24 protein-coding genes are annotated in these 25,506 nt (G+C 70.3%); 17 read left to right on the top strand and 7 right to left on the bottom strand.

Translation table 11 applies throughout. From position 1 onward, the window contains the following. Positions 1-26: 26 nt before the first annotated feature. On the top strand, positions 27-1,388 hold the full coding sequence (locus BFN33_RS29880; protein WP_069763240.1) for an aminotransferase class V-fold PLP-dependent enzyme: 1,362 nt from the start codon (positions 27-29) through the stop codon (positions 1,386-1,388). A gap of 896 nt (positions 1,389-2,284) precedes the next feature. Here BFN33_RS29880 and BFN33_RS50310 read toward each other — a convergent pair. The 3 genes from BFN33_RS50310 to BFN33_RS29870 all read right to left on the bottom strand — a co-directional run bounded on the left by BFN33_RS50310 (position 2,285) and on the right by BFN33_RS29870 (position 4,337). Beyond that, a complete protein-coding gene (locus tag BFN33_RS50310; protein WP_079141069.1) occupies positions 2,285-2,695 on the bottom strand; it encodes a hypothetical protein in 411 nt (136 codons plus the stop codon). A gap of 559 nt (positions 2,696-3,254) precedes the next feature. Continuing rightward, positions 3,255-3,536: an Lrp/AsnC family transcriptional regulator gene (locus BFN33_RS29875; RefSeq protein WP_057611794.1), complete on the bottom strand. Its 282-nt coding sequence runs from the start codon at positions 3,534-3,536 to the stop codon at positions 3,255-3,257. Positions 3,537-3,578: 42 nt separating this feature from the next. Beyond that, positions 3,579-4,337, bottom strand: coding sequence for a rhomboid family intramembrane serine protease (locus BFN33_RS29870; RefSeq protein ID WP_069763298.1), 759 nt, complete (start codon positions 4,335-4,337; stop codon positions 3,579-3,581). A 171-nt stretch (positions 4,338-4,508) separates the two neighbouring features. Between BFN33_RS29870 and BFN33_RS29865 the strand changes: the two genes are divergently transcribed. The 5 genes from BFN33_RS29865 to BFN33_RS29845 all read left to right on the top strand — a co-directional run bounded on the left by BFN33_RS29865 (position 4,509) and on the right by BFN33_RS29845 (position 9,835). Continuing rightward, entirely contained in the window at positions 4,509-4,748 is a 240-nt protein-coding gene (locus tag BFN33_RS29865) for a hypothetical protein (protein ID WP_020137397.1), read from the top strand. A gap of 35 nt (positions 4,749-4,783) precedes the next feature. Further along, entirely contained in the window at positions 4,784-6,127 is a 1,344-nt protein-coding gene (locus tag BFN33_RS29860; protein WP_069763239.1) for an NYN domain-containing protein, read from the top strand. A 209-nt stretch (positions 6,128-6,336) separates the two neighbouring features. Continuing rightward, entirely contained in the window at positions 6,337-7,371 is a 1,035-nt protein-coding gene (locus BFN33_RS29855; RefSeq protein ID WP_069763238.1) for an NlpC/P60 family protein, read from the top strand. 225 nt (positions 7,372-7,596) lie between these two features. Beyond that, the gene (locus BFN33_RS29850; RefSeq protein ID WP_069763237.1) at positions 7,597-8,607 is read left to right on the top strand and encodes a C40 family peptidase; all 1,011 of its coding nucleotides are present in this window, start codon (positions 7,597-7,599) and stop codon (positions 8,605-8,607) included. Positions 8,608-8,641: 34 nt separating this feature from the next. Then, on the top strand, positions 8,642-9,835 hold the full coding sequence (locus tag BFN33_RS29845; protein ID WP_069763236.1) for a hypothetical protein: 1,194 nt from the start codon (positions 8,642-8,644) through the stop codon (positions 9,833-9,835). Between the two features lie 50 nt (positions 9,836-9,885). On the opposite strand, the gene BFN33_RS29840 is transcribed toward BFN33_RS29845, so the two are convergent. Further along, on the bottom strand, positions 9,886-11,127 hold the full coding sequence (locus BFN33_RS29840; RefSeq protein WP_069763235.1) for a glycosyltransferase family 87 protein: 1,242 nt from the start codon (positions 11,125-11,127) through the stop codon (positions 9,886-9,888). A gap of 132 nt (positions 11,128-11,259) precedes the next feature. Between BFN33_RS29840 and BFN33_RS29835 the strand changes: the two genes are divergently transcribed. Both BFN33_RS29835 and BFN33_RS29830 read left to right on the top strand, forming a co-directional pair. After that, positions 11,260-12,402, top strand: coding sequence for a glycosyltransferase family 4 protein (locus tag BFN33_RS29835; RefSeq protein WP_069763234.1), 1,143 nt, complete (start codon positions 11,260-11,262; stop codon positions 12,400-12,402). An 83-nt stretch (positions 12,403-12,485) separates the two neighbouring features. Next, positions 12,486-14,066, top strand: a complete 1,581-nt coding sequence (locus BFN33_RS29830; RefSeq protein ID WP_069763233.1) for a GMC oxidoreductase — start codon at positions 12,486-12,488, stop codon at positions 14,064-14,066. 19 nt (positions 14,067-14,085) lie between these two features. On the opposite strand, the gene BFN33_RS29825 is transcribed toward BFN33_RS29830, so the two are convergent. Further along, positions 14,086-15,882, bottom strand: coding sequence for a long-chain fatty acid--CoA ligase (locus BFN33_RS29825; protein WP_069763232.1), 1,797 nt, complete (start codon positions 15,880-15,882; stop codon positions 14,086-14,088). 293 nt (positions 15,883-16,175) lie between these two features. Here BFN33_RS29825 and BFN33_RS29820 point away from each other — a divergent pair, with 293 nt between their 5' ends. The 6 genes from BFN33_RS29820 to BFN33_RS29795 all read left to right on the top strand — a co-directional run bounded on the left by BFN33_RS29820 (position 16,176) and on the right by BFN33_RS29795 (position 21,229). Continuing rightward, a complete protein-coding gene (locus BFN33_RS29820; protein WP_079141068.1) occupies positions 16,176-16,973 on the top strand; it encodes a metallophosphoesterase in 798 nt (265 codons plus the stop codon). Positions 16,974-17,056: 83 nt separating this feature from the next. Next, positions 17,057-17,497: an SRPBCC family protein gene (locus BFN33_RS29815; protein WP_069763230.1), complete on the top strand. Its 441-nt coding sequence runs from the start codon at positions 17,057-17,059 to the stop codon at positions 17,495-17,497. Between the two features lie 216 nt (positions 17,498-17,713). Beyond that, the gene (locus BFN33_RS29810; RefSeq protein ID WP_069763229.1) at positions 17,714-18,871 is read left to right on the top strand and encodes an ArsA family ATPase; all 1,158 of its coding nucleotides are present in this window, start codon (positions 17,714-17,716) and stop codon (positions 18,869-18,871) included. Between the two features lie 57 nt (positions 18,872-18,928). Beyond that, positions 18,929-19,414 (top strand): DUF5304 family protein, encoded by a 486-nt coding sequence (locus tag BFN33_RS29805; RefSeq protein ID WP_069763228.1) that lies wholly within the window; start codon positions 18,929-18,931, stop codon positions 19,412-19,414. Positions 19,415-19,481: 67 nt separating this feature from the next. Then, on the top strand, positions 19,482-20,435 hold the full coding sequence (locus tag BFN33_RS29800; RefSeq protein ID WP_031061936.1) for an ROK family glucokinase: 954 nt from the start codon (positions 19,482-19,484) through the stop codon (positions 20,433-20,435). An 86-nt stretch (positions 20,436-20,521) separates the two neighbouring features. Continuing rightward, positions 20,522-21,229 carry an endonuclease/exonuclease/phosphatase family protein gene (locus BFN33_RS29795; RefSeq protein WP_069763227.1) on the top strand — a complete coding sequence of 236 codons (708 nt, stop codon included), beginning with the start codon at positions 20,522-20,524 and terminating at the stop codon, positions 21,227-21,229. Positions 21,230-21,235: 6 nt separating this feature from the next. Here BFN33_RS29795 and BFN33_RS29790 read toward each other — a convergent pair whose 3' ends face one another. Continuing rightward, positions 21,236-21,841 (bottom strand): hypothetical protein, encoded by a 606-nt coding sequence (locus BFN33_RS29790; protein ID WP_069763226.1) that lies wholly within the window; start codon positions 21,839-21,841, stop codon positions 21,236-21,238. Then, complete coding sequence (locus BFN33_RS29785; protein ID WP_069763225.1) at positions 21,834-22,613, bottom strand: carboxylesterase; 780 nt, start codon at positions 22,611-22,613, stop codon at positions 21,834-21,836. Before BFN33_RS29785 ends, BFN33_RS29790 begins: the two co-directional genes overlap by 8 nt. Before the next feature lie 144 nt (positions 22,614-22,757). On the opposite strand from BFN33_RS29785, the gene BFN33_RS29780 reads away from it, so the two are divergent. From BFN33_RS29780 to BFN33_RS29770, 3 genes are read left to right on the top strand one after another with little or no spacing between them, the layout of a single operon-like run. Then, complete coding sequence (locus tag BFN33_RS29780; protein ID WP_079141067.1) at positions 22,758-23,516, top strand: 1-acyl-sn-glycerol-3-phosphate acyltransferase; 759 nt, start codon at positions 22,758-22,760, stop codon at positions 23,514-23,516. 40 nt (positions 23,517-23,556) lie between these two features. Next, positions 23,557-24,789, top strand: a complete 1,233-nt coding sequence (gene macS, locus BFN33_RS29775; RefSeq protein ID WP_069763297.1) for a MacS family sensor histidine kinase — start codon at positions 23,557-23,559, stop codon at positions 24,787-24,789. After that, positions 24,786-25,460 (top strand): response regulator transcription factor, encoded by a 675-nt coding sequence (locus tag BFN33_RS29770; protein WP_069763223.1) that lies wholly within the window; start codon positions 24,786-24,788, stop codon positions 25,458-25,460. Before macS ends, BFN33_RS29770 begins: the two co-directional genes overlap by 4 nt. Positions 25,461-25,506 lie beyond the last annotated feature (46 nt).

The following is a 25,506-nucleotide window of genomic DNA, read 5'->3' as shown; positions in this document are numbered from 1 at the left end:
CACCTTTCTTTTCACGGGAGTCCCCCATGTCTGTCTCCACCGCTGCCTCCGTTCAGACCATTTGTGCCCAGCTGCCCGTTCTGGGCAGGGATGTCACCGTCCCGCTCGTCACCGGCGGTGAGGTCACCTACGCGGCCCTCGACTACGCGGCCAGCGCCCCCGCCCTCCAGCGGGTCTGGGACGACGTGGCGGCGTACGCGCCCTACTACGGCAGCGTGCACCGCGGCGCCGGCTACCTCTCCCAGCTGTCGACCGACCTGTTCGAGAACGCCCGCAGGACCGTCACCGAGTTCCTCGACTGCCGGGACGACGACCAGCTGGTCTTCACCCGGTCGACCACCGACTCGCTCAACCTCCTCGCCGCCGCCCTCCCCGCCGACTGCCAGGTCTTCGTCTTCGAGACCGAGCACCACGCCTCGCTGCTGCCGTGGAAGGACGCCCGGGTCACCTACCTCGACGCCCCGCGCACCCCGCGGCAGGCCGTCGAGACCCTGGAGAAGGCCCTCGCCGACCGGGATCCCCAGGGCCCGGCCCTGGTCTGCGTCACCGGCGCCTCCAACGTCACCGGTGAGCTGTGGCCCGTACGGGAACTCGCGACGGCCGCGCACGCCCACGGCGCCCGGATCGTGCTCGACGCGGCCCAGCTCGCCCCGCACCACCCGTTGAGCGTCCGTGACCTCGACGTCGACTGGGTCGCCTTCTCCGGCCACAAGCTCTACGCCCCCTTCGGCTCGGGCGTGCTGGCCGGCCGCGCCGACTGGCTCCGGGCCGCCGATCCCTACCTCGCGGGCGGCGGCGCCAGCCGCAAGGTCACGCGGCGCGAGGACGGGGGAGTGGACGTGGAGTGGCACGAGAGCGCCGCCCGCCACGAGGCCGGCTCCCCGAACGTCATCGGCGCCTACTCCATCGCCTCCGCCTGCCGGGCCCTCACCGAGGCCGGCTTCGACACCCTGGTCGCCCGCGAGCAGCACCTGATCGAGAAGGTGCGGACCGGCCTCGCCGAGGTCCCCGAGGTCCGTGTCCTCTCCCTCTTCGGCGACGATGCCCCCCGCGTCGGCGTGATCTCCTTCGTCGTCGAGGGCTGGAACAGCTCCCACTTCGCCGCCGCCCTCTCCGCCGAGTACGGCATCGGCGTCCGCGACGGCCTCTTCTGCGCCCACCCCCTCGTCCGCACCCTCCTCGGCAGCGACCCGCAGTCCCAGGGCGAGTGCGGCGCCCCCGAGGCCGCGCCCGGAGAGAAGTCCCTCAACGCGATCCGGGTGAGCTTCGGCGCGGGCACACCGGACGAGCACGTGGAGCGGTTTGTGCGCGCCGTGAAGGAACTGGTCGCGGACGGCGCGAAGTGGACGTACCGCACCGAGGACGGCCGTTGCGTACCGGCCGTCTGACGTACTGACGTCCTACCCCGCGTATACGCTCGCTCGACAGCCGTGCGGAGGCAGGGGGAGCGCGGGGCTGGTATCCGCCCGCCGACAAGGACCGGAGCGCTGCCGGGTTTGATCACGAGGTCGACGCGTGGGCTGGGCGGAAACGAGCCTTGACCAGCGAATCCTCTTCGCGTTGAGCCGGGTCGCTCACGAAGGCCACGCATGATCAGTGGGCATTGGCCCGGCGTGCCAAGGCGGCGCAAATTCAGATCCTTGAGGCCGATGTCGCCACGATCTCCCATCGGCTGTCGCTGCCGGTGGGCGAACCGGGAAGCGGGCGGACCCCGGGCGGGTACCGCACCCGACAGGAGTGGTTCGTCAAGAACCGACGCCTATGTGCGCTCGCCGATCGGCTCCAGGCGGAGCGGGCCGAGCATGAAGCCGGGCGCGTCCGGGTGACACGCGGCGGCAAGCGAATGCTGAACACCCGGCACAACCTGGATCGGGCGCAGCTCCCCGAAGTGCCTGGCGCCGCCGCTGCGGGCCAGGCGCCGGTTCCTTCAAGCGGATGGGGAGGGGGGGCAAGCGCTTCGGGAACGAGACTTGTCTCCGGCGTTGCTTTCCAACGCCGAGGTCAGGAGTGGACCGAACGTACGTACCTCACGGCTGCCTGGCAGATTCCACCGGCCAAGACCGTGCCCCTCGGCCAGGTGCGCATGGGCGGATTGGTCGGCGTCGACACCAACGCTGACCACCGGGCGGCTCGATGGTTCGACTACAACCTCTCCGCCGGCCGCCCGGTAGCGCGGTCGACCCCGCCTATACCTCCAAATGGGCTGCCCAGCACTGGCGAAAGCCCCGCACCACTACGGAGCTGCGCGAGACGAATGGGCATTGAGCCGCCACTGGCCGGTAAATCATGTACCACAGTTCGTGTCGTTTTTGCCGCCGGTCACGCTTCCGATGGTGCCGCGCCAGGAGACGCATTCACCGGAGGCGTACAGGTAGATGGGGCCTCCCCAAGTCGTCAGGTTGGGTTCGCATTTGCTGTTGCTGTCGCTGTCGGTCCACAGTTTCTCGCAGATGGTGGTAGCGCTGCCGGAAGAGTTTCGAATGGTGACGACGCAGTTCCTCCCAGTCGATGAGTTGTAGGTGAGGAAGACAGTGCCCACCGTGCCGACGGATGCCGAGTTCACCACGCCGTATCCGGCGCCGCAGCCGCCGTTGTACGTTGCAGCAGCCGCGTTGGGTGCAACGCTCACTGTGGTGGCCACAGCGGCTCCGGCTACGCCAAGTGTCGCCAGCGTGCGGGCAATCAGGCGGTTCATTTCTCCCCCAGGGGCTTGTCGCAGCACAGCTTGATCGCTGGGAGGGATGCAACCAAGGTGACGGAAGTGAGTCAAGAGTTGCTTTAGTGCCCGAGCATGTGAAGTAGGCTGAAATTCGCCATGCTGATGGGAAGAGGCGATAGATTAATGCCTTTTATGGGAGAGTGATCGGGAACCTCCAGATTTCGACGAGCGTCGTTTTCGTTAACTGATTCATTCCGCACCGGAAAGCGTTCCGGAACCTGACCCCCCGTAGTGAGAATCATCCAGGCAGGTCGTGCGGGGAGCCGACTGAGATGGATGCTCGCAGCGATCGGTGCCATCTTGACCGGCGAGGCACGGAGCGCTGCCTTGAGCCACGGCAGGCGGTACTGCCCTCAGCTGGGTGCTCCTGCGCAGGCAAGGCGGTGGGTCACAGTCCTGGACCTGGCAGAGCGCGTTGACCAACGCCTGTACTGGAGGGGAACGGCTTCGACGCCTGTGGCGGGCAGCCCAACATCCGCAGGACTCGTGACATGGCTATGAATAAGCGCCCCTAGTTGCGCTTGAGCGCATCACATCAGCCGTCGAGGCCGATCGCGAACGCGGCCTCCAGGTCGTGCTGGGAGTAGGTCCGGAACGCCACGTGGGTGTCCGTTCCCTCCACGCCCGGGATCTTGCTGATGCTGCCGGGGATGACCTCGGCGAGGTCCTCGTGCTGCTTGACCCGGACCATGGCGATCAGGTCGTACGTGCCCGTGACGGAGAAGACCTCGCTCACGGACTCCAGCGCGGCGATCCGCTCCGCGATCTCGGGGATCCGGTCCACGCTGGTCTTGATGAGGACGATCGCGGTGATCACTGCTGGTTCTCTCCCTCGGAGGCCGGTGGCGGGGCTCTCACCCTACTCGCGGTCCGGCTGGCCTGGTTTTTCTGCCGGGGGTCCGGGGGCTGGCCCCCGGGAAGACACCGCAGTGGTACGGCCGAAGCGCACCCACGCGAAGACCAGGCCCAGGCCGAAGCCCACCAGGTGGGCCAGATAGGCCACCCCCGGACCGTCGGAGGCGCGGCCCGCCGCCAGCCACTGCAGGGCCGCCCAGAAGGGGAGGACGACCCAGGCCGGGAAGCGCAGCGGCAGGAAGAAGAGGAACGGCAGAAGACTGGTCACCCGGGCCCCGGGGAACAGGAACAGGAACGCGCCGAGGACCGCCGAGATCGCCCCGGAGGCACCGACCAGGGACTGCTCGGAGTCGGCGTTGGCGGCCGCGTAGCCCAGCAGGGCGAGGTAGCCGCAGCCGACGTAGAAGAGGAGGAACTGCACCCGGCCCATCCGTTCCTCGGTCATCACCCCGAAGACATAGAGGAAGAGCATGTTGCCCAGCAGATGCACCCAGCTGCCGTGCACGAACAGCGCGGTCGCCGGGGTGAGGGCGGCACCGGGGGAGTCCGCGAAGAGCTCCGCGGGCACCACGCCCCACCGGTGGAAGTAGGCCCGCTGGGCGGCCAGGGCCGCGCCCCCGGAGCCGTACGCCGGATCGAGACCCGAGGCGGGGCCGACCAGGAAGACCAGACAGCACAGGGCGATCAGGCCGTAGGTGACCGGTGCCGGCCCCCACAGCGACCTCTTCGCTCCACCGACCGTCACCCTCCAGTTACTGATCACGAACACAGAGCATGGCGTAACGGGACGCAACCGCACAGACCGCCTCGCCGTCGGGGAGGCCCTGTGGACGCCCGAGCGGCGAGTACCCGCCAGGCCTTAGGGTTACGAGCCACACGCACCGGGCCGCCGGTGTGTCACGGACAATGGCTAGTAGGAAAGAGCACAGTCACGATGACGGTTCCCCTCCCGACCGCCTCGACGCGGTGGCGCTGCACCCTCTGCGGCAACCTCACGCGCTTCGACGTGACCCGCTCGTCGAAGGTCGTCGAGTACGTCCACCTCGACCTGGCCGGAGAGCCGAAGGTCGAGGAGCGCGAGGTGGTCAGTGAGACCATCGAGTCGGTGCGGTGCCGCTGGTGCAATGCCGTGGACCAGGTGGAACTCGTGGACAGGCCGGGCGCCGACTCCTGACAGAGCCGGCCCCGCACAGTGATGGGGTGTGACGGATGGTGGAGACACAAGGCGGGGAGCCGGGCGACGGCGCCGCCGAGGTGCTCGACCGTCCGCTGCCCGACGGTGTGCGACGCAGGGTCGTGCACATCGTCTCGGAGGGCTTCGGCGGGCTGACCGTCGGCGAACTGCCCGCACAGCTCAGGCAGTACGCGCGCTTCGCGCCGAACCGGCGGGCCAAGTTCGCGGGCAACGCCATGGCGGCCGCGCTGGAGACCGATCCGCTGTTCCGCCAGCGGATCGGGGAGAAGTTCAGAGAGGCCCAGCCGGAGCTCGCCGGTGCGCTCGACTCCGGTGCGCCGCCCCCGGCCGCGGACCCGCTCGATGTGGCGGCCGCGGCCTATGTTCTGCGGCCGACCGGCTGGGTCAAGCTGGTCACCGCGGCCGGCGAGGAGGCCCTGCGGGCGGACGCCGAGCGGGCCGACGAGGAGAGCCGCGCCGAGCTGGAGCGGCTGCGCGAGGAGCTCACGGCCGCCCGCGACCAGACGCGTGCCGAGACCGAGCGGCTGCGCACCGACCTGGAGTCCGCCAGGAAGGAAGCCGAATCGCTGCACCGCAAGCTGCGGGCGGCACTCAGTGACGTCAAGCGCGGCGAGGCCGCCCTGCGCAAGCTGCAGGCCGAGATGGACGCCGCACGCACCGAGAGCCAGGCTCAGGTGTCCGCCGCCGAGAGCGAGTCCCGGCGCCTGAAGGCCCGCCTCGGGGAGTCGGAGGCCGCCCTGGAGGCCACGCGCAGAGCAGCGCGGGAGGGGCGCAGTGTCGAGGACATGCGCGTGCGTCTGCTTCTGGACACCGTTCTGGACGCGGCCCAGGGGCTGCGGCGGGAGCTGGCGCTGCCGCCGGTCTCCGTGCGGCCCGCCGAGACGGTGGACGCGGTCGAACCGGGCCGCATGACCCCGAAGGACATCGCCGCGCGGGCACTGTCCGAGAACGACCCCGCGATCCTGGACCAGCTTCTGGCCCTGCCCCAGGCGCACTTGGTGGTCGACGGCTACAACGTCACCAAGACCGGCTATCCCCAGATGCCGCTGGAGAAGCAGCGCCTGAGGCTCCTCGGGCAGCTCTCCCAGCTCGCCGCGCAGACGGGGGCCGAGGTGACCTGTGTCTTCGACGGGGCCGAGCTGGCCGCGCCCGTGCTGCTCGCGCCGCCGCGCGGGGTGCGGGTGCTGTTCTCCAAGGCGGGTGTCACCGCCGACGAGTTGATCCGCCAGCTGGTGCGCGCCGAGCCGCCCGGACGGCCGGTGATCGTCGCCTCGACCGACCGCGAGGTCGCCGACGGCATCGCCAAGGCGGGGGCACGGCCGGTCGCTTCTGCGGTGCTTCTGAAGCGGCTGTCCTAAACCTCGAAGTTAGCGGTTTAACGACCGAATTGGTCGTATCATCACGCAACGTAGCGTCAAGCGCGGATCACTGCACGTGAGTTGTGTGTAAAGATTGCAAGGCGTGACCAGATTTTGCTCCTGAGGATTTGAATGATCACGGGAAGGTCACTAGGGTCTGGGCTCGAACCTCCGAGCGGGTGATCACTCAAAAGAAGGAGTTCACCTCCGTGGCGTCCCACCGTCGACCCAAGCAGCCGAGCCGTACGCGCGTGACCGTGCTCACGACCGCAGCCGCTGCCGCCGTGGCCCTCAGTGCCAATGCCGCCAACGCCGCGCCGAGCGAGAAGCCGAGCAAGGACGAGGTCAAGGCGAAGGTCGACGCCCTCTACGAGCAGGCCGAGCAGGCCACCGAGAAGCTCAACGGCGCCAAGGAGAAGCAGGAGAAGCTCCAGAAGGAGATCTCCACCATCCAGGACAACGTGGCCCGCGGCCAGGACGACCTGAACGAACTGCGGGACTCCATAGGCCTCGCGGCCGCCGCGCAGTACCGCAGCGGCACCATCGACTCCTCGCTCCAGCTCTTCCTGTCCTCCAACCCGGAGGACTACCTGGACAAGGCATCCACCGCGGACCAGCTCAGCTCCCAGCAGGTCGAGGCGCTGAAGAAGATCCAGGAGAAGCAGCGCGAGCTGGCCCAGGACCGCGCCGAGGCCTCCGAGAAGCTCAAGGACCTCGCGAGCACCCGCACCGAACTGGCCAAGCAGAAGAAGTCCGTTCAGGGCAAGCTCGGCGAGGCGCAGAAGCTCCTCAACACGCTGACGGCCGCCGAGAAGGCCGCAATCGCCGCCGCCGACGCCCGTGCCAGCCGCTCCGCGAGCGAGCGCGTGGACCTCGGTGACGCCCCCGCGTCCTCCGCCCGGGCCCAGGCCGCCTTCAACGCCGCCCAGACCCAGCTCGGCAAGCCGTACGTCTACGGCGCCACCGGCACCGCCTCCTACGACTGCTCGGGCCTGACCTCCTGGGCCTACGCGCAGGCCGGCATCACCATCCCGCGCACCTCGCAGGCCCAGGCCAACGCCGGCACCCGCATCTACAGCATGAGCGACCTCAAGGTCGGCGATCTGGTCATCTTCTACGGCGACCTGCACCACGTCGCCCTGTACGCGGGCAACGGCCAGGTCATCCACGCCCCGCGCACCGGCACGGTCGTGCGCTACGAGTCGATCAACAACATGCCGTTCCAGTTCGGCGTGCGGATCTGAGCCTCCCGACTGCTCAAGATCGCGACTGCTCGCCGTCCGTTCGGGCGAATCGCGACAAGCTCGACTGACTCCACACCCCGCCCATGACCTGCGTCATAGGCGGGGTGTCACGTTGTGTGCCCATGGAGGACGTTGGATACGTCCCCGCCGCGGGGCTACTGTCGGCCGCGTTTCCCCCTCGCCGGGGAACGTCTCTGTCCGTCAGTGGAAGGAGCGCGGCTTCCCGTGGGGTCCCATCGCCGCCTTGTCCAGACGTCCGGGTTCAACCGGGGCGCCGGTGCCGCCCTGGGCGTGCTGTCCGCGGCGGCTGCCGCGCTCGGCGCCGTACCGGCCGTCGCCGCCCCGTCCGACGACACCCGGGCCGAGGTGGACCGTCTCTACGAGGAGGCCGAGCACGCCACCGAGGCCTACAACAAGGCCGACGAGCGCGCCGACTCGCTGCGCGAGGAGGTCAGCACCGCGCAGGACGGCATCGCGCGGCAGCAGGAGCGCATCAACTCCATGCGGGAGGCGCTCGGTTCGCTGGCCGGCGCCCAGTACCGCTCCGGCGGCCTCGACCCGTCTCTCGCGCTGCTGTTCTCCGACGACCCGGACGAGTACCTCGACAAGGCCGCCGTCCTCGACCGGATCAGCGCCCACCAGGCGGGAGAGCTCAAGGACCTCGAGGTGGCCATGCGCGAACTCGCCCAGGAGCGCAGCGAAGCGGCATTCAAGCTCGGCGAACTGGAGAAGAGCCGCAAGGCGGTCGCCTCCCACAAGCGGACCGTCGAGAGGAAGCTCGCCAGAGCGCGCGAGCTGCTCAACTCCCTGCCGTCCGACGAACGCGCCGCCTACGACCGGGCCTCCCGCTCCGGCCGGCTGCCCGACCTCTCGGGTGCGGTGGCGCCCTCGGGTCGGGCAGCTGCCGCGGTGGCCGCCGCGCAGTCCGCGATCGGCATGCCGTACGTGTGGGGCGCCAACGGGCCCACCGGCTTCGACTGTTCGGGCCTGATGCAGTGGGCCTACGCCCAGGCCGGCGTCTCCCTGCCCCGCACCTCCCAGGCCCAGCGCTACGCCGGCCGCCAGGTCCCGCTCTCCCAGGCGATGCCCGGCGACCTGGTCACGTACCGGGGCGACGCCAGCCACGTCGGCATGTACGTCGGCAACGGTCAGGTCGTCCACGCCCCCTATCCCGGCGCCCCGGTGCGCTACGACCCGGTGGGCATGATGCCGGGGGCGACGGTCACACGCCCCTGACCGACGGCATCCGATACCCGTACGATCGGGAAACATGGCTGGTCGAAGGCGGGCGTCGAAACACGGTGTCGTGGTGCTGTGCCTGCTGCTGACCTCCCTGGTGGCCTGCGGCGGGAGACCGACGGCCACCGACACCGCCAAGGCCGACGTGCAGCGCGTCCTCGACCGGCGGGCCGCCGCCGTCCTCGACCGGGACAAGGCGGCGATCGCCCGGACGGGCACCGCGAGTTGGTTCGAGGACGTCAGCGCGGTACCGCTCGCCTCCTGGTCCTACAAGGTCACCGGCGTCCACCGCAGCGGCTCCACCGCCACCGCCGACGCGGAACTGCGCTACCAGGTCCAGGGCTACGACAGCGCACCCGTCACCGTCGCCCGGACCCTGGACCTCTCCCTGGACGCGTCCGGCCAGTGGTACGTCGTCGCTGAGAAGCCCGCCAGGAAGGCACCACAACAGCTGTGGGACCAGGGCGAGGTGACCGTCGTCCGCGGCAGGCACAGCATGGTCCTCGGCGTCGGACACTCCGGCGAGAAGCTGCACTCCTTCGCGGATCTGGCCGACCACGCCGTGCCCGCCGTGTCGGACGCCTGGGGCGCCGGGTGGTCCCGGCACGTCGTCGTGCTCGTACCGAGGTCCGTGCAGGGAATGGGGGGCCTGCTCGGCTCGCCCGCCTCCTCGTACCGCGGGATCGCGGCCGTCACCACCGGCGAGACCGGCGCCCCGGCGCAGGCGCCCGCGGACCGGATCATCGTCAACCCCGACGCGTACGGCCTCCTCGGCACCGTGGGCGGGCAGGTCGTGCTCACCCACGAGACCACCCATGTCGCCACCCGCGCCGACACCACCGCCGCGACCCCGCTGTGGCTGTCGGAGGGGTACGCCGACTGGGTCGGTTACCGCGGCACCGGACGCACCCCGGCCGAGGCCGCACCGGAGCTGGGAGGAGCCGTCGCGGAACGCCGGATACCGACGGTCCTGCCGTCCGACGCGGACTTCGGTTTCGCCGGCAGCGCGACCGCGCTCGCCAAGTCCTACGAGAGCGGCTGGATGGCCTGCCGGATGATCGCGGACCGGTGGGGCGAGGCGAAGCTGGACGCCTTCTACCGGGCCGTGGGCACCCACAAGGAGCGGCCGGGGGCGGTGGAGGAGGCCATGGCGAAGGTGCTCGGCACCGACTTGAAGACTTTCACCGCCGAGTGGCGGGAGTACCTGAGGGCTCAGCTCGGCTGATCCAAACGCTCGACGGCCTCCGCCTCAGGGTTCCGATGGTGTGCCGGGGTTCAGGAGGAGGCGGAGGCCTCCTGGGCGGGTGCCTCGGTCTGATCCGGTGCCGGGAGCGCCGGGGCGGGCTTGTGGACCGTCGCCTTCCACAGCTCGCGCATGCCGATGACGGTGGCGAGGACCAGCAGGCCGTTGCGCGCGATCAGGAGGGTGATGCCGCGCGGGGTGCTCCCCACGATGTCCGCGAACCAGATCGGGAACTCCAGGACCGTCACGAAGCACGCCATCAGCACCATGGCGGCCGGCACGCCCATCCGGCTCCCGCGGAAGCACAGACAGGCCGCCGCGAGACCGACCAGCCACACCATGTACTGCGGGCTGATCACGCGGCTGGTGGTGGTGAACATCAGCACCGCCACCAGCGCCGCGTCGGCCGCCGTGTGCGCCTCGAACCGGGTGGCCGCGAGCCGCCACAGCAGCAGCAGTCCGAAGGCCATGCCGGTCAGCGCGAGCGCGGCCGTGCTGACCGCGGTCACCCACGGGCCGAGGAACTCGACCGAGCCGTAGTTGAGCAGGACCGAGCCGTTCCAGCCGTGGTGCCGGGCGATGTGGAAGACCAGCGAGCCCAGCGACTCCACCTCGGTGCCCCGCTCCCGCTGGAAGGTCAGGAAGGCGAAGGCCCCGGGCATCGCGACGGAGAACAGTCCGGCCACCACCGCGACCGTCACCCCCGCCGAGGCCCAGACGCTGCGCCTGCGGATCCCGACGAGGATCAGCGCCGGCCACACCTTCAGCAGCGCCCCGAAGCCCACCAGCGCCCCGGCCACCTTCGGATGCCGGGCGGCCGCGAGAACCGCGGCGACGGCCACCGCGGTCACCATCACGTCGTAACGGGAGTAGACGGTCGGGCCGAGCAGAGGTACGCCCGCCACCCACACCCACGCTCCCCGCAGCCGCCGTCCGGGACGCAGCCCCGCGTACAGCAGCAGGAGGAGGGCGGCCAGGTCCGCGGCGAAGGCCATGAGGAAGAAGGCCTGTGTGTACTCCAGGAAGGGCAGCAGCGCGGGGGAGAGGATCGCGAGGGCGGCGGCGGGCGGATACTGCCAGGTCACGTCGGACTGCGGGAACGTTCCGGTGCGCAGGACGTCGTACCAGCCCTGGTAGATGACCGACACGTCACTGGTGACGTCCGGCCCGGGGAAGACGTACACCTTGAAGACGACCAGGAGCAGCAACAGCCTGGTCACGCCCCAGGTCAGCAGCAGCCACGTCAGGGACCGCCGCACGCCCGTCGTCTCCACGTGGTTCCCCGCCGTTCGCCGTCGCCCCGAAATGGTCACTTGAGGAGAACATGATGTCCCGCTCTCCTGTGAGGGTGCCATAAGGGCGGCCGTCCCCGGCTGTGAGCTGCCGGTTCGGTAGGGTCGGCGGCGATGGACAAGACCCTGATCGTGACGAACGACTTCCCGCCCCGCCCGGGTGGTATCCAGGCGTTCCTGCACAACATGGCGCTCCGGCTCGACCCCGATCGCCTGGTCGTCCACGCCTCCACATGGAAGCGGAGCCGGGAGGGCATCGAGGCGACCGCCGCCTTCGACGCGGAGCAGCCCTTCACCGTCGTACGGGATTCCACGACCATGCTGCTGCCGACGCCCGGGGCCACCCGCAGGGCCGTCGGGCTGCTGCGTGAGCACGGCTGTACGTCGGTGTGGTTCGGGGCGGCCGCGCCGCTCGGGCTGATGGCGCCGGCGCTCAGGAGGGCGGGTGCCCGGCGGCTGGTGGCCACGACCCACGGGCACGAGGCCGGGTGGGCCCAACTGCCCGCCGCGCGGCAGCTGCTGGGCCGGATCGGGGAGTCGACCGACACCCTCACCTACCTCGGCGAGTACACCCGCTCGCGGATCGCCGGCGCGCTGACGCCGCAGGCGGCCGGGCGGATGGTGCAGTTGCCGCCGGGGGTCGACGAGAAGACCTTCCATACCGGGTCGGGCGGCGACGCCGTGCGGGCGCGGCTGGGGCTGACGGACCGGCCGGTGGTCGTGTGCGTGTCCCGGCTGGTGCCGCGCAAGGGGCAGGACACGCTGATTCTCGCCATGCCGCGCATCCTCACGAAGGAGCCCGACGCCGTGCTGCTGATCGTCGGCGGCGGGCCCTACGAGAAGGAGCTGCGCAGGCTCGCCCACGAGACCGGTGTCGCCGACTCCGTGCGCTTCACCGGAGCCGTGCCCTGGGCCGAGCTGCCCGCCCACTACGGCGCAGGGGACGTCTTCGCGATGCCGTGTCGGACCCGCCGGGGCGGGCTCGACGTCGAGGGGCTCGGGATCGTCTACCTGGAGGCCTCCGCGACCGGTCTGCCCGTCGTCGCCGGGGACTCCGGAGGCGCTCCGGACGCGGTCCTCGACGGCGAGACCGGCTGGGTCGTGCGCGGCGGATCGGCCGAGGAGACCGCCGAGCGGATCGCCGTCCTCCTCGGCGACGCGGAACTGCGGAGCCGCATGGGGCAGCGGGGACGGGAGTGGGTCGAGGAGAAGTGGCGATGGGATTTGTTGGCGGAAAAGTTGAAGACCCTGCTATAGCCGGAGCCCGATAATCCGCCGATGCTGCGCGCATGACAGAAAAACTGATACAGCGTCAGCTGACGAGACGTCAGATCCTTGGTATGGCCGCCCTCCAGACGGCGGCCACTCTCGGCTTCACCCGAGTCGGGCTCCAGTCGGCCCGCGCGGACGAGCCCGCAGCGGTCGAGTCCGCGCCCGCCATCGTCGTCGGCTCAGGCTACGGCGCCTCCGTCGCCGCCCTCCGCCTCGGCCAGGCCGGCATCCGCACCCTCGTCCTCGAGATGGGCCGGCTCTGGAACACCGCCGGCCCCGACGGCAACGTCTTCTGCAACACCGCCAACCCCGACCAGCGGTCCATGTGGTTCCGCACCCGCACCGAGGCGCCGCTGGCGACCTTCCTGTGGCTGGACGTCGTCAACAAGGACATCAATCCCTACCCCGGCGTCCTGGACCGCGTCCGCTTCTCCAACATGTCCGTCTTCGTGGGCCGCGGGGTCGGCGGCGGCTCCCTGGTCAACGGCTCGATGGCGGTCACCCCGCTCCAGTCCTACTTCGCCGAGCAGTTCCCGGGCGTCGACACCGCGGAGATGTACGGCACGTACTTCCCGCGCGCCCGCGCCATGCTCGGCGTCAACACCGTCGACCCGGCCTGGTTCGAGTCGACCGAGTGGTACCAGTTCAGCCGGGTCTCCCGGAAGCACGCCACCAACACCGGCCTGAAGACCACCTTCGTGCCCAGCGTCTACGACTTCGGCCACATGCAGCGCGAGGCCGCCGGCACCGCCACCAAGTCGGCCCTGGGCCAGGAGGTCATCTACGGCAACAACCACGGCAAGAAGAGCCTCGACAAGACGTATCTGGCGTCCGCGCTCGGCACCGGCAACGTCACCATCCACACCATGGAGAAGGTCACCGGGATCAGCCGGGCGAGCGACGGCAGCTGGGTGCTGACCGCCGACCGCATCGACTACACCGGCGCGGTCGTCGAGACCAAGCAGTACGGCTGCACCTATCTGTTCCTGGGCGGCGGCAGCCTCGGCACGAGCGAACTCCTGCTGCGATCACGGCAGTCGGGCACCCTCCCGGCACTGGACGCGAGCGTCGGGGCCGGCTGGGGACCCAACGGCAACACGATGCTCGGACGGGCCAACCACCTGTGGGACACCGTCGGCGCCAACCAGTCGACCATGCCGGTCATGGGCATCGACGACTGGGCCAACACCGACAACCCCGTCTTCGCCGAGATCGCGCCTTTACCCACGGGACTCGAGCACTGGGTGAGCCTGTATCTGGCGATCACCAAGAACCCGCAACGCGCCAGATTCTCCTACAGCGGAGGGAAGTTGAACCTCGACTGGAGCGCCGCGCAGAGCTCGGTCTCCTCCGGCATGGCCAAGAAGCTCTTCGACCGGATCAACTCCGCCAACTCGACCATCTACCGGTACGACCTCTTCGGCTCCCCCAGCAGGGTCTTCGCCGACGACTTCACCTACCACCCGCTGGGCGGCTGCGTGCTGGGCAGGGCCACCGACAACTACGGCCGGGTGAAGGGCTATTCGAAGCTGTACGTCACCGACGGCTCGCTGATCCCGGGCAACATCGGGGTCAACCCGTTCGTCACCATCACCGCGCTCGCCGAACGCACGATGGCGCGGGTCCTCGCCGAGGACACCGCGCCATGACGCTCCTTCAACAGGCGTACTACTTCGTGTAGATCGCCTCGATCTCGTCCGCGTAGTCCTTCGCCACCACATTGCGCTTCAGCTTCAGCGACGGCGTGAGGTGGCCCGTCTCCTCCGTGAACTGGGAGGACAGAATGCGGAACTTCCGCACCGATTCCGCCTTCGACACCGCGGCGTTGCCGTCGTCGATCGCGGCCTGGATCGCCGCGTTCAGGTCCGCGTCCCCGGCCAGCGACGCCGCGGTGGAACCCGCCGGCTTGCCGTGCTCGTCGGCCCAACGGCCCAGGAACTCCTCGTCGATGGTGATCAGCGCGCCCACGAACGGCCGCCCGTCGCCCACCACCATGCACTCCGCCACCAGCGCGTGCGCCCGGATGCGGTCCTCGATCACGGCCGGCGCGACGTTCTTGCCGCCCGCGGTGACGATGATCTCCTTCTTGCGGCCGGTGATCCGGAGGTAGCCGTCCTCGTCGAGGGTGCCGATGTCACCGGTGTGGAACCAGCCGTCGGTCAGCGCCTCGGCCGTGGCGGCCTCGTTGTTCCAGTAACCCTTGAACAGGTGCTCGCCGTGCAGCAGCACCTCGCCGTCGTCCGCGATCCGGATCACCGAGCCCGGCAGCGGCTGACCGACCGTGCCGATCTTCGTGCGGTCCCAGGGGTTGAACGCGGTCGCGGCACAGGACTCGGTCAGGCCGTAGCCCTCCAGGACCGTGAAGCCGATGCCGCGGAAGAAGTGGCCCAGGCGCTCGCCGAGCGGGGCGCCGCCGGAGATGGCGTACTCGCCCTTGCCGCCGAGGACCGCGCGCAGCTTGCTGTAGACCAGTTTGTCGAAGGTCCGGTACTTGATCTTCAGACCCAGCGACGGACCTGACGGGGTGTCCAGGGCCTTGCTGTAGGCGATCGCCGTGTCGGCGGCCTTGTCGAAGATCTTGCCCTTGCCGTCCGCCTGCGCCTTGGCACGCGCCGAGTTGTAGACCTTCTCGAAGACGCGCGGGACGCCCAGGATCAGCGTCGGCCGGAAGGACGCCAGCTCGTCGGTGAGGTTCTTGATGTCCGGGACCATGCCCAGCTTGATCGGCGCCATCATCGGCGCGATCTGCACGAGCCGGCCGAAGACGTGCGCGAGCGGCAGGAAGAGCAGCACCGAGCAGTCACCGGTGCGGAACAGCGGGCGCAGCCGCTCCACGATGTTGCCGCACTCCGCGAAGAAGCTGCGGTGGGTGAGCACACAGCCCTTGGGACGGCCGGTGGTGCCGGAGGTGTAGACGATGGTCGCCGGGTCGTCGGCCTTCGCCAGCGAGCTGCGCTCCTCCACGGCCGCGTCGCTGATGTCCTGGCCGGCGCGGGCCAGCTCCTCGATCCCGCCGCCCTCGATCTGCCAGACGTGCTTCAGGGCGGGCAGCGAGTCGCGCACCGACTCGACGGCCGCGGTGTGACCGTCCAGCTCGACGACGCAGGCGGTCGCGCCCGAGTCGCCGAGGATCCACTGGATCTGCTCCGGCGAACTGGTCTCGTACACCGGCACGGTGATCGCGCCCGCGCTCCAGATCGCGAAGTCGAGCAGCGTCCACTCGTAGCGGGTACGGGACATCAGACCGACCCGGTCGCCCGGCTGAACGCCGGAGGCGATCAGTCCCTTGGCGGCGACGTGCACCTCGGCCAGGAACGCCGTGGCCGTCACGTCCTGCCACTGGCCGCCCACCTTGCGGGCGATGACGGCGACGTCGGGATGCTGCGCGGCGTTTCTCCGGACGATGTCGGTGAGATTGCCGTCCGCAGGGACCTCGTACAAAGCCGGAAGGCTGAACTCGCGCAAGACTGCTGCTCCTCATAGGGCGCCGGCGCCACGACGTTGTGTGATGCGACGGTCGGTCCAAGGCTCGGGCAGGTGCTCAGGAATTCAGTAATTGAAAGCTGAGCACGACTGGACTGCCCGGACGTTACCCGCCGGTATGGCTTCTTCGACAGGGGGTCCCGGCGAGATGTTCGCTGCGTCACACGGATGGGGGTTCTTCGCGCACAGTAGTCCACCTGCTTGCCGACTGGCCAGTAACCGCAGGACCGGGCGGCTCTGTTCACGTATGCCGCACAGGCCTACCCTTGATCGTCATGGCACCCACACCGTCCGGAAACCACAGGACGCGCGTACATGTGGTCAGTGATGTGCACGGCAACGCCCGTGACCTGGCCAGAGCCGGCGAGGGCGCCGACGCCCTGATCTGCCTGGGCGACCTCGTCCTCTTCCTCGACTACGCCGACCACTCGCGCGGGATCTTCCCCGACCTGTTCGGGACGCAGAACGCCGACCTGATCGTGGAACTGCGCACCGCCCGCCGTTTCGAGGAGGCGCGAGAGCTCGGGGCCCGGCTGTGGGGCGGAATCGGCGCCGACCGGGCCTCCGTGATCGAGAAGGCGGTGCGCAAGCAGTACGCCGAGATGTTCGCCGCGTTCCCCGCACCGACGTACGCGACTTACGGCAATGTCGACATGCCGCCTCTGTGGCAGGAGTACGCAGGCCCCGGTACGACCGTGCTCGACGGCCAGCGGGTGGAGATCGGCGGCTGGACCTTCGGCTTCGTGGGTGGCGGTCTGCGGACCCCCATGCGGACGCCGTACGAGATCAGCGACGAGGAGTACGCGGCGAAGATCGAGGCGGTGGGCGAGGTGGACGTGCTGTGCACGCACATCCCGCCGGAGGTGCCGGAGCTGGTGTACGACACGGTGGCGCGGCGGTTCGAGCGGGGGAGCCGTGCCTTGCTGGACGCGATCCGCCGCACCCGGCCCCGGTACTCGCTCTTCGGTCACGTGCATCAGCCCCTGGTCCGGCGAATGCGGATCGGGGCGACCGAGTGCGTGAACGTGGGGCACTTCGCGGGGAGTGGGAAGCCGTGGGCGCTGGAATGGTGAGCCCGGACGCGCGGTAGCCTTCACGCTGCACAGACGTGCGTACCACCCTTCCTCACCGGACCATATCTGGAGGAGCCACGGCGATGGCGGAACACACCAGTTCGAGCATCACGATCGAAGCTGCGCCTGCCGACGTCATGGCGGTGATCGCGGACTTCGCCCGCTACCCGGACTGGACGGGCGAGGTGAAGCAGGCGGAGGTCCTCTCGACGGACGCGTCCGGCCGCGCCGAGCAGGTCCGGCTGGTCATGGACGCGGGCGCCATCAAGGACGACCAGGTCCTCGGCTACACCTGGACCGGCGAGAACGAGGTCTCCTGGACGCTGGTGAAGTCCCAGATGCTGCGGCAACTGGACGGTTCCTATGTGCTGAAGCCCGCCGGTGCGGGGGCGACGGAGGTCACGTACCTGCTGACGGTCGACGTCAAGATCCCGATGCTCGGCATGATCAAGCGCAAGGCGGAGAAGGTCATCATCGACCGGGCGCTGGCGGGGCTCAAGAAGCGGGTGGAGTCGGAGCGGTAGGGGTTTCGCGGTCGGCTGCGGGCCGGTGGGGGTCGATCGCGCCCGCGCGGCGGAGCCGCATATGGATGCAGCCCCGCGCCCCTGGGCAGGTGCAGTCACGCCGGCTGGAACGCGCCCCAAAGGGGCGCGGGGAACTGCGCGACCAGCCCCCACCGGCCCGCAGCCGCGAGACCACACGGCCGGGCCGAACCGCGGCGTCCGTTACGGTTCACCCCTATGCGCACCATCCTGATCACCGGCCCCGGCGGCAGCGGTCGTACGACGGTCGCCGCCGCCACCGCCCTGCGCGCCGCGGGCGACGGCATCCGCACCCTGGTGCTGAGTGCCGACCGCACGGACACCCTGGGCACGATGCTCGGCGCGACAACGGGCCCCACCCCCACCCGGATCACCCCGAACCTCACCGCCTGGCGTCCCGACGCCACCGCCGGTTTCCGGGATGATCTCGCCCGCTTCCAGGACCGTGCCTCCCACGTGCTCAACCTGCTGGGCGCCTCCCGTCTGGACCCCGAGGAGGTCACCCCCCTCCCCGGCGCCGAGGAACTCACCCTCCTGCGGGCCCTGCGCGACGCGGCGCTCTCCGAGCGGCACGAACTGCTCGTCGTGGACCTGCCGCCCACCCAGCAGGCCCTCGCCCTTCTCTCCCTGCCCGAGGAACTCCGCCGCTACCTGCGCCGTCTGCTCCCGGCCGAGCGCCAGGCCGCCGCGGGCCTGCGCCCCGTGCTCGGACGGCTCGCCGGCGTCCCCATGCCCTCGGAGTGGCTGTACGAGACCGCCGCCCGCTGGGACACCGAACTCGGCGCGGTCGAGGCCGTCCTCGCCGACCGCGAGGCCGTCGTACGACTCGTCGCCGAACCCGGCCCCGCCGGCACCGACGACGTACGGTCCGCAAGCCTCGCCCTCGCCCTGCGCGGCCTGCGCCCCGACGCCCTGATCGCCAACCGCGTCGTACCGGAGGAGTGGCCCGCCGGCTTCGTCGCCCAGCAGCGCAAGGCCCTGGAGGAGTGGCAGGAGTCGTACGACGTCCATGCCGTCCCGCACCTCGGCCACGACCCGCGCGGCACCGACGACCTCACCGCCCTCGCCGTCCCCGAGGTCAACGACACGACCTCCACGGTCGAGTGGCCCGTCACCGATCACCTCGCCGAGGACGGCGTCCTGGTGTGGCACCTCCCGCTGCCCGGCGCCATACGCGACGAGCTGGACCTGATCCGGCGCGGCGACGAACTCCTCGTCAGCGCGGGGCAGTTCCGCCGGATCGTCCCGCTGCCCTCGGCCCTGCGCCGCTGCACCGTCGCCGGCGCCGCCCTGCGCGAGGGCGAGCTGCGGATCCGGTTCGCGCCGGACCCGGATCTGTGGCCCCGGACCCCGTGAACCGGGTACGCCCGTTCGGGTAACGTCGTAGGGACGAACCGTAGTCAGGAGGTCGTCATGAGCGAAGAGCTCCCCCCGTCCGACGCCGGAGACCGCGAGCCGGTGGACTCGGTGGACGAGGTACGGGCGACCGACGCCGACGCGTGGGCGACGGCGGCCGCCGAGGACCTCGCGGCGGAGAAGGCCCGCCGCCGCACCCAGTACGGCCCGCCCCCGGGCTCGGCCGCCGAGGAACTGCGCAAGCTCGTCGACAATGTCGCCGAGAAGCTGTCCGGTCTCCAGTCCCCGCTCCTCGGTGGCATCGCCGGGCCCGCCGCCCAGCAGGTGGTCAAGCAGGTCGTCCAGCAGGCCAAGGCAGCGGTCGAGCCGGTCATCGAGCGCAACCCGGACGTCTTCGACCACCTCGCCGCCGCGGGCGGCGAGCTCCTCGCCGCCTACCGTTCCGCGGTCCAGGCACAGGAGCAGCGCTGGAGCCGCCGCGACGACACACTGCGCGACCGGGGCGAGGATCCCGGCCCCGGCGAGCGCATCGATCTGGACTGAAACCCGCTGACGGCAGGGGCTCGGGTACGGTTGGCCGTAGCGGGGCTCGACCGAAACTGAGGGATTCATGGGACTCACCATCGGCGTCGACATCGGCGGCACGAAGATCGCGGCCGGCGTGGTCGATGAGGAAGGCAACATCCTCTCGACCCACAAGGTGCCGACCCCGGGCACGGCCGAGGGCATCGTGGACGCGATCGCCTCGGCGGTGGAGGGCGCGCGCGCCGGGCACGCGATCGTGGGCGTGGGCATCGGTGCGGCCGGATACGTCAACCGCCAGCGCTCGGAGGTCTACTTCGCGCCCAACATCCACTGGCGCAACGAGCCGCTGAAGGAGAAGGTCGAGACCCGGGTCGGCCTTCCGGTCGTCGTGGAGAACGACGCCAACGCGGCCGCTTGGGGCGAGTACAAGTTCGGCGCGGGCAAGGGCCACCGCAACGTCATCTGCATCACCCTGGGTACCGGCCTCGGCGGCGGCATCATCATCGGCAACAAGCTGCGCCGCGGCCACTTCGGCGTGGCGGCCGAGTTCGGCCACATCCGCATGGTGCCCGACGGTCTGCTGTGCGGCTGCGGCAGCCAGGGCTGCTGGGAGCAGTACGCCTCAGGACGCGCCCTGGTGCGCTACGCCAAGCAGCGCGCCAACGCCACCCCGGAGAACGCCGAGATCCTCCTCGGCCTCGGCGACGGCAGCCCCGACGGCATCGAGGGCAAGCACATCTCCATGGCCGCCCGCCAGGGCGACCCGGTGGCCGTCGACTCCTACCGCGAGCTCGCCCGCTGGGCCGGCGCCGGCCTCGCCGACCTGGCCTCCCTCTTCGACCCCTCCGCGTTCATCGTCGGCGGCGGCCTCTCCGACGAGGGAGAACTGGTCCTGGACCCGATCCGCAAGTCCTACAAGCGCTGGCTGGTGGGCGGCAACTGGCGCCCGGTCGCCGACGTCATCGCGGCCCAACTGGGCAACAAGGCGGGCCTGGTGGGCGCCGCGGACCTGGCGAGAGAGCCCGACCCCATCATGTAGACGGCATTCAGTGGACCTACTCAGGGGCGCGGGGCGGCACACACCTCGCGCCCCTCCCTCTTGCCCGTGGGCGTAAATTGATCCACATGGTTCCGGTCAAAGTCCTGAGCTACAACATCCGCTCGATGCGAGACGACACAGACGCGCTGGCCAGAGTCATCAAGGCCTGCGAACCCGATCTCGTACTGATCCAGGAAGCCCCCCTCTTCTTCCGCTGGCGCAAGAAGCTGGCACGGCTGGCGTCAGCGTCAGGGCTGGTGATCCTCACCGGAGGGGGCACAGCCGCGGGCCCCGCGATCCTCTGCAACCTGCGGGCAACGGTCGAACGTACGGAGGACGTCCTCCTCCCGCTCACCCCCGGCCGACACAGAAGAGGCTTCGCCACAGCCGTCGTACGACTCGGCGGCGCCCGCCTCGGCGTGCTGAGCTGCCACCTGTCGTTGCACGAGGACGAGCGCTACGACCAGGCGGGCATGCTCCTCGACCGTCTCGCCGGCATGGGCGTGGACCAGGCCGTCGCGGGCGGCGACCTGAACGACCGGCCCACCGGCCGCACCTTCAGGCGCCTCGCCGCGAACCTCCAGGACTGCTGGGCGGCCGGCCCGATGGGGGGCGAACACACCTGGACCCGCTCGGAACCCCACCAGCGGATCGACGCGATCTTCGCCACGAAGGGCATCGAGGTGCTCGGCTGCGGAGTCCCCACGCACCTCCCCGGGATCACGGAGGCAGACATGAGGGCGGCCACCGATCATCTCCCGGTCCTGGCCACCCTCAGAATCCCCGCGAACTGAGCCGGATCAGACCACGGCACCCCGGCCGGGATCCTCGTCGTCCTCGTCGTCCGCCCGCATCCGCGTCACCAGCGTGACGAAGCCACCCAGGAACCCGCCGATCCCCGCCGTGGCCAGCCACCACGTCATCTCCCAGCCGAGCAGCACCGCGACGAGCAGCAGAACCGGTCCGCCCAGCACGCCCAGCCAGGCGAACCTCGAGGTGGTGTCGGCGGACGGCAGCGGCGGCGGCTCCGGGGGGACGAAGTGCCCCTCGTCGTCCTCCTCGAAGTCGTCCTCGGCCGGCTCGGGCGCGCTGTAGTCACGAGGCCCGACACCGGGTGCGAAGGCGACGGAACCGCCCAGCGGCTTCGCCGGGTTCTCGTCCTTCTTCGGCGCGTCCTTCTTCGCCCCGTCCTTCTTGGGTTGCGTCTCCGTCGTCGTCGGATCGTCGTTCGTCTCGGTCTCGAGCAGCGCGAGATCCTCGATCGACTTGAACGGCTTCGTGCCCGGCGGGTCCTTCGGTTCCTCGCCGTACCCGGCCACGATGGCCGCCCACGCGGCCTCCTCGTCGAAGGGGACGCCCTGCTCGTCCGGCTCGCGGTCCTCGCGGTCGGAGTCGTGCTCAGCCACGTGCGGCCGTCCCTTCGCTGCCGATGCCGGTGGTGTGCCGGCCGATGAACGCGAGGCTCTCGTCGAAAATCCGCTCCGCGTCATGGTCCAACGTCGCCACGTGGTAGCTCTGTTCCAGCACGATCTCAGTTACGTCCGTCGACGACACCCGGCTCAGCACGCGCGCGGAGTCGGCCGCCGGGACCACATGGTCCTGGGCGCTGCGCAGCACCAGCAGCGGCTGGGTGACCTGCGGCAGCTCGCCGTCGACCTGCCGGAAGAAGGTGCGCAGGGAGTGCGCCGCGTGCAGCGGCACCTTGTCGTACCCCAGCTCGACGCTGCCCTCCTTCTTGATGTCGCTGGCGATCCCGGGCGCCGTACGGACGAAGTGACGGGCCACCGGAAGGGCGTACGGCGCGAGGCCGTGCATGCGGTTCGCCGGGTTGACGACCACGACACCGCGCACCGCGTCCCCGTGCTTGGCGGCCAGCCTGAGGGCCAGGGTGCCGCCCATGGACAGTCCGGCCACGAACACGGAGGTGCAGCGCTCGCTGAGGGCGCGCAGCTCGCGGTCCACCTCCGCGTACCAGTCCTGCCAGCCGGTGAGGGCCATGTCCTGCCAGCGGGTGCCGTGCCCGGGCAGCAGCGGCAGGGAGACCGTCAGGCCGTGCTCGGCGAGGTGCTGGGCCCAGGGGCGCAGTGACTGGGGGGAACCGGTGAAGCCGTGGCAGAGAAGGACACCGGCGTCCCCGCCCTCATGGCGGAACGGCTCGGCTCCGGGGAGGACCGGCACCTAGGTCTCCTGTTCATGAAAGAAGCGTGAGCAAGTCCAGGTGAGGTTCACCGTACGCGACCGCACTGACACCGACCAGGGCCGTCGGGCTGTTTGACAGGGCCCCGGGTTAAGGTCTCATCCACGGACACAGGAGGCACTCGGTTGTTGTACGGCACGATGAAGGTCGCCATCGGAGGGCCGCTGAAGGTCGCCTTCAGGCCCTGGGTGGAAGGCCTCGAGAACATTCCCGCCGACGGCCCGGCCATCCTGGCGAGCAACCACCTCTCCTTCTCCGACTCCTTCTTCCTTCCCGCGGTCCTCGACCGCAAGGTCACCTTCATCGCGAAGGCCGAGTACTTCACGACCCCCGGGGTGAAGGGCCGTCTGACGGCCGCCTTCTTCAAGGGCGTCGGCCAGCTCCCGGTGGACCGCTCCGGCGCGCGCGGCGCGGGCGAGGCGGCGATCAAGAGCGGCCTGGACGTACTGGAGCGTGGCGAGCTGTTCGGCATCTACCCCGAGGGCACCCGCTCGCCCGACGGCCGCCTCTACCGGGGCAAGCCCGGCGGCCTCGCGCGCGTGGCGCTCGCCTCCGGCGTCCCGGTCATCCCGGTCGCGATGATCGACACCGAGAAGATCCAGCCGCCGGGCAAGGTCATGCCCAAGCTGATGCGGCCGGGCATCCGCATCGGCGAGCCCCTGGACTTCAGCCGCTACCAGGGCATGGAGCACGACCGTTTCGTGCTGCGCGCGGTGACCGACGAGGTCATGTACGAGATCATGAAGCTCTCCGGTCAGGAGTACGTCGACATCTACGCGACCGCCGCCAAGCGCCGGATCTCGGAGGCGGCCAAGGCCGAGAAGGCCGCCAAGGCGGCTGCCGCGAAGGCCGAGCAGGACAAGCCCGGGCAGTCGGCGTCCTAGGATCCTGGGACACGGCAGTCGGAGCCCGGGGGTGGGGGACATGGCCAAGCAGGTGCGCGTCATGCGCATGTCGGTCGAGCAGCCGCTGTGGCGTGCGCTGACCGGGTACCGGGTGCTCACCATGCTGTACGCGGTCGGACTCTTCGCGACCGAGTACGACGAGTTCGACCGGCCCGGCATCGCCATCGCCTACTACGTCGTCCTGTGCGTGTGGACGTTCGCCACGCTGCCCCGCGTCCAGAACGCGGCCGCCTGCACCAAGCGCTTCCTCGCCGTCGACCTCGCGATCGCGGTCACCGGGATCGTGCTGACCCCGCTGGTCGTCAACGACCACCACATCGACAGCGGCGGCCCCACCCTGCCGTCGATATGGACGGCCGGTTCCGTCCTGGCGTTCGCCATCAAGGGCGGCTGGCGCTGGGCCGCGCTCGCCTCCACGCCGGTCGCCGCCGCCAACCTTTTCGAGCGCGGCCACCCGGCCCGCGACACCGTCCACAACGTGATCCTCGTCTGGGTCGCCTCCATCGCCATCGGCTACGTCGTCGAGGTCGCCCGCGCCTCCGAGCGCACCCTCGCCCGCGCCCTGGAGATCGAGGCGGCGACCCGGGAGCGTGAGCGGCTGGCCCGGGACATCCACGACAGCGTGCTCCAGGTGCTCGCCATGGTGCAGCGCCGGGGCGCGGTCATGGGCGGCGAGGCGGCCGAGCTGGGCCGGATGGCCGGCGAGCAGGAGGTGGCGCTGCGCACCCTGGTCTCCGGCGGCCTGACCTCCGTCTCCCGGGTGTCCCGGGACGCGGCCCAGGGCGCGGTCGTCCACGTCATCGACGTCGAGCGGGACGACGACGGGCCGGACGAGACCGGTCCGCTCGACCTGCGCGCACTGCTCGCCCCGTACGCCTCGGCGAAGGTCTCCCTCGTCGAGCCCGGCGCCCCCGTCCCACTGCCCCCGCCCGCCGCACGGGAACTGGCCGCGGCCGTCGGGGCCGCCCTGGACAACGTGCACCGGCACGCCGGTGAGCACGCGCGTGCGTGGATCCTCGTCGAGGACGAACCCGACGAGGTGATCGTGACCGTACGGGACGACGGACCCGGCATCCCCGAGGGGCGGCTCGCCCAGGCCGAGGGCGAGGGGCGGCTCGGGGTGGCCCTGTCGATCCGGGGCCGGCTGCGCGAACTCGGCGGCAGCGCCGAGCTGATCTCGCCTCCGGGCCAGGGCACGGAGGTCGAACTGAAGGTACCGAAGGTCTCACGGGGGAAGGCAGGACAACGATGAACGACAAGGGTCCGATCAAGGTCATGGTGGTCGACGACCACCCCATGTGGCGCGACGCGGTCGCCCGGGACCTGGCCGAGTCCGGCTTCGACGTGGTCGCGACGGCGGGCGACGGCGACCAGGCCGTACGCCGGGCCAGGGCGGCGGACCCCGACGTGCTGGTGCTCGACCTGAACCTGCCGGTGAAGCCCGGCGTCCAGGTCTGCAAGGAGCTCGTCGGGCACAACCCGGCGCTGCGTGTCCTCGTGCTGTCGGCGAGCGGCGAGCACGCCGACGTCCTGGAGGCCGTGAAGTCGGGCGCTACCGGCTATCTGCTGAAGTCCGCGTCCACCGAGGAACTCCTGGACGCGGTCCGCCGCACGGCCGTCGGAGACCCCGTCTTCACGCCCGGTCTCGCCGGCCTGGTGCTCGGCGAGTACCGCCGCCTCGCCACCGACCCCGCGCCCGCCGGCGACCCCGACCAGCCCAGGGCCCCGCAGCTCACCGAGCGCGAGACCGAGGTGCTGAGGCTGGTCGCCAAGGGCCTGAGCTACAAGCAGATCGCCGAACGCCTGGTGATCTCCCACCGCACGGTCCAGAACCACGTCCAGAACACCCTCGGCAAGCTGCAACTCCACAACAGGGTCGAGCTCGTGCGATACGCCATCGAAAGAGGCCTCGACGACGAGTGAGACGCGCGTCACACTGACCCTTCGTCAGGCACCTGCGGCGAAGGGA

Origin of the sequence: Streptomyces sp. LUP47B, from assembly GCF_001746295.1 — a bacterium.
GTDB lineage: Bacteria > Actinomycetota > Actinomycetes > Streptomycetales > Streptomycetaceae > Streptomyces.
This window is presented reverse-complemented; position numbering and strand designations above follow the sequence as displayed.

What these genes read in the sequence shown, in the direction of transcription:
- BFN33_RS29810 (WP_069763229.1), top strand. Translation starts at nt 17,714, where the DNA reads ATGCGCACCATCCTGATCACCGGCCCCGGCGGCAGCGGTCGTACGACG.
- BFN33_RS29865 (WP_020137397.1), top strand. Translation starts at nt 4,509, where the DNA reads ATGACGGTTCCCCTCCCGACCGCCTCGACGCGGTGGCGCTGCACCCTC.
- BFN33_RS29880 (WP_069763240.1), top strand. Translation starts at nt 27, where the DNA reads ATGTCTGTCTCCACCGCTGCCTCCGTTCAGACCATTTGTGCCCAGCTG.
- BFN33_RS29815 (WP_069763230.1), top strand. Translation starts at nt 17,057, where the DNA reads ATGGCGGAACACACCAGTTCGAGCATCACGATCGAAGCTGCGCCTGCC.
- BFN33_RS29795 (WP_069763227.1), top strand. Translation starts at nt 20,522, where the DNA reads ATGGTTCCGGTCAAAGTCCTGAGCTACAACATCCGCTCGATGCGAGAC.
- macS (WP_069763297.1), top strand. Translation starts at nt 23,557, where the DNA reads ATGGCCAAGCAGGTGCGCGTCATGCGCATGTCGGTCGAGCAGCCGCTG.
- BFN33_RS29860 (WP_069763239.1), top strand. Translation starts at nt 4,784, where the DNA reads ATGGTGGAGACACAAGGCGGGGAGCCGGGCGACGGCGCCGCCGAGGTG.
- BFN33_RS29800 (WP_031061936.1), top strand. Translation starts at nt 19,482, where the DNA reads ATGGGACTCACCATCGGCGTCGACATCGGCGGCACGAAGATCGCGGCC.
- BFN33_RS29770 (WP_069763223.1), top strand. Translation starts at nt 24,786, where the DNA reads ATGAACGACAAGGGTCCGATCAAGGTCATGGTGGTCGACGACCACCCC.
- BFN33_RS29830 (WP_069763233.1), top strand. Translation starts at nt 12,486, where the DNA reads ATGGCCGCCCTCCAGACGGCGGCCACTCTCGGCTTCACCCGAGTCGGG.
- BFN33_RS29820 (WP_079141068.1), top strand. Translation starts at nt 16,176, where the DNA reads ATGGCACCCACACCGTCCGGAAACCACAGGACGCGCGTACATGTGGTC.
- BFN33_RS29835 (WP_069763234.1), top strand. Translation starts at nt 11,260, where the DNA reads ATGGACAAGACCCTGATCGTGACGAACGACTTCCCGCCCCGCCCGGGT.
- BFN33_RS50310 (WP_079141069.1), bottom strand. Translation starts at nt 2,695, where the DNA reads ATGAACCGCCTGATTGCCCGCACGCTGGCGACACTTGGCGTAGCCGGA.
- BFN33_RS29845 (WP_069763236.1), top strand. Translation starts at nt 8,642, where the DNA reads ATGGCTGGTCGAAGGCGGGCGTCGAAACACGGTGTCGTGGTGCTGTGC.
- BFN33_RS29805 (WP_069763228.1), top strand. Translation starts at nt 18,929, where the DNA reads ATGAGCGAAGAGCTCCCCCCGTCCGACGCCGGAGACCGCGAGCCGGTG.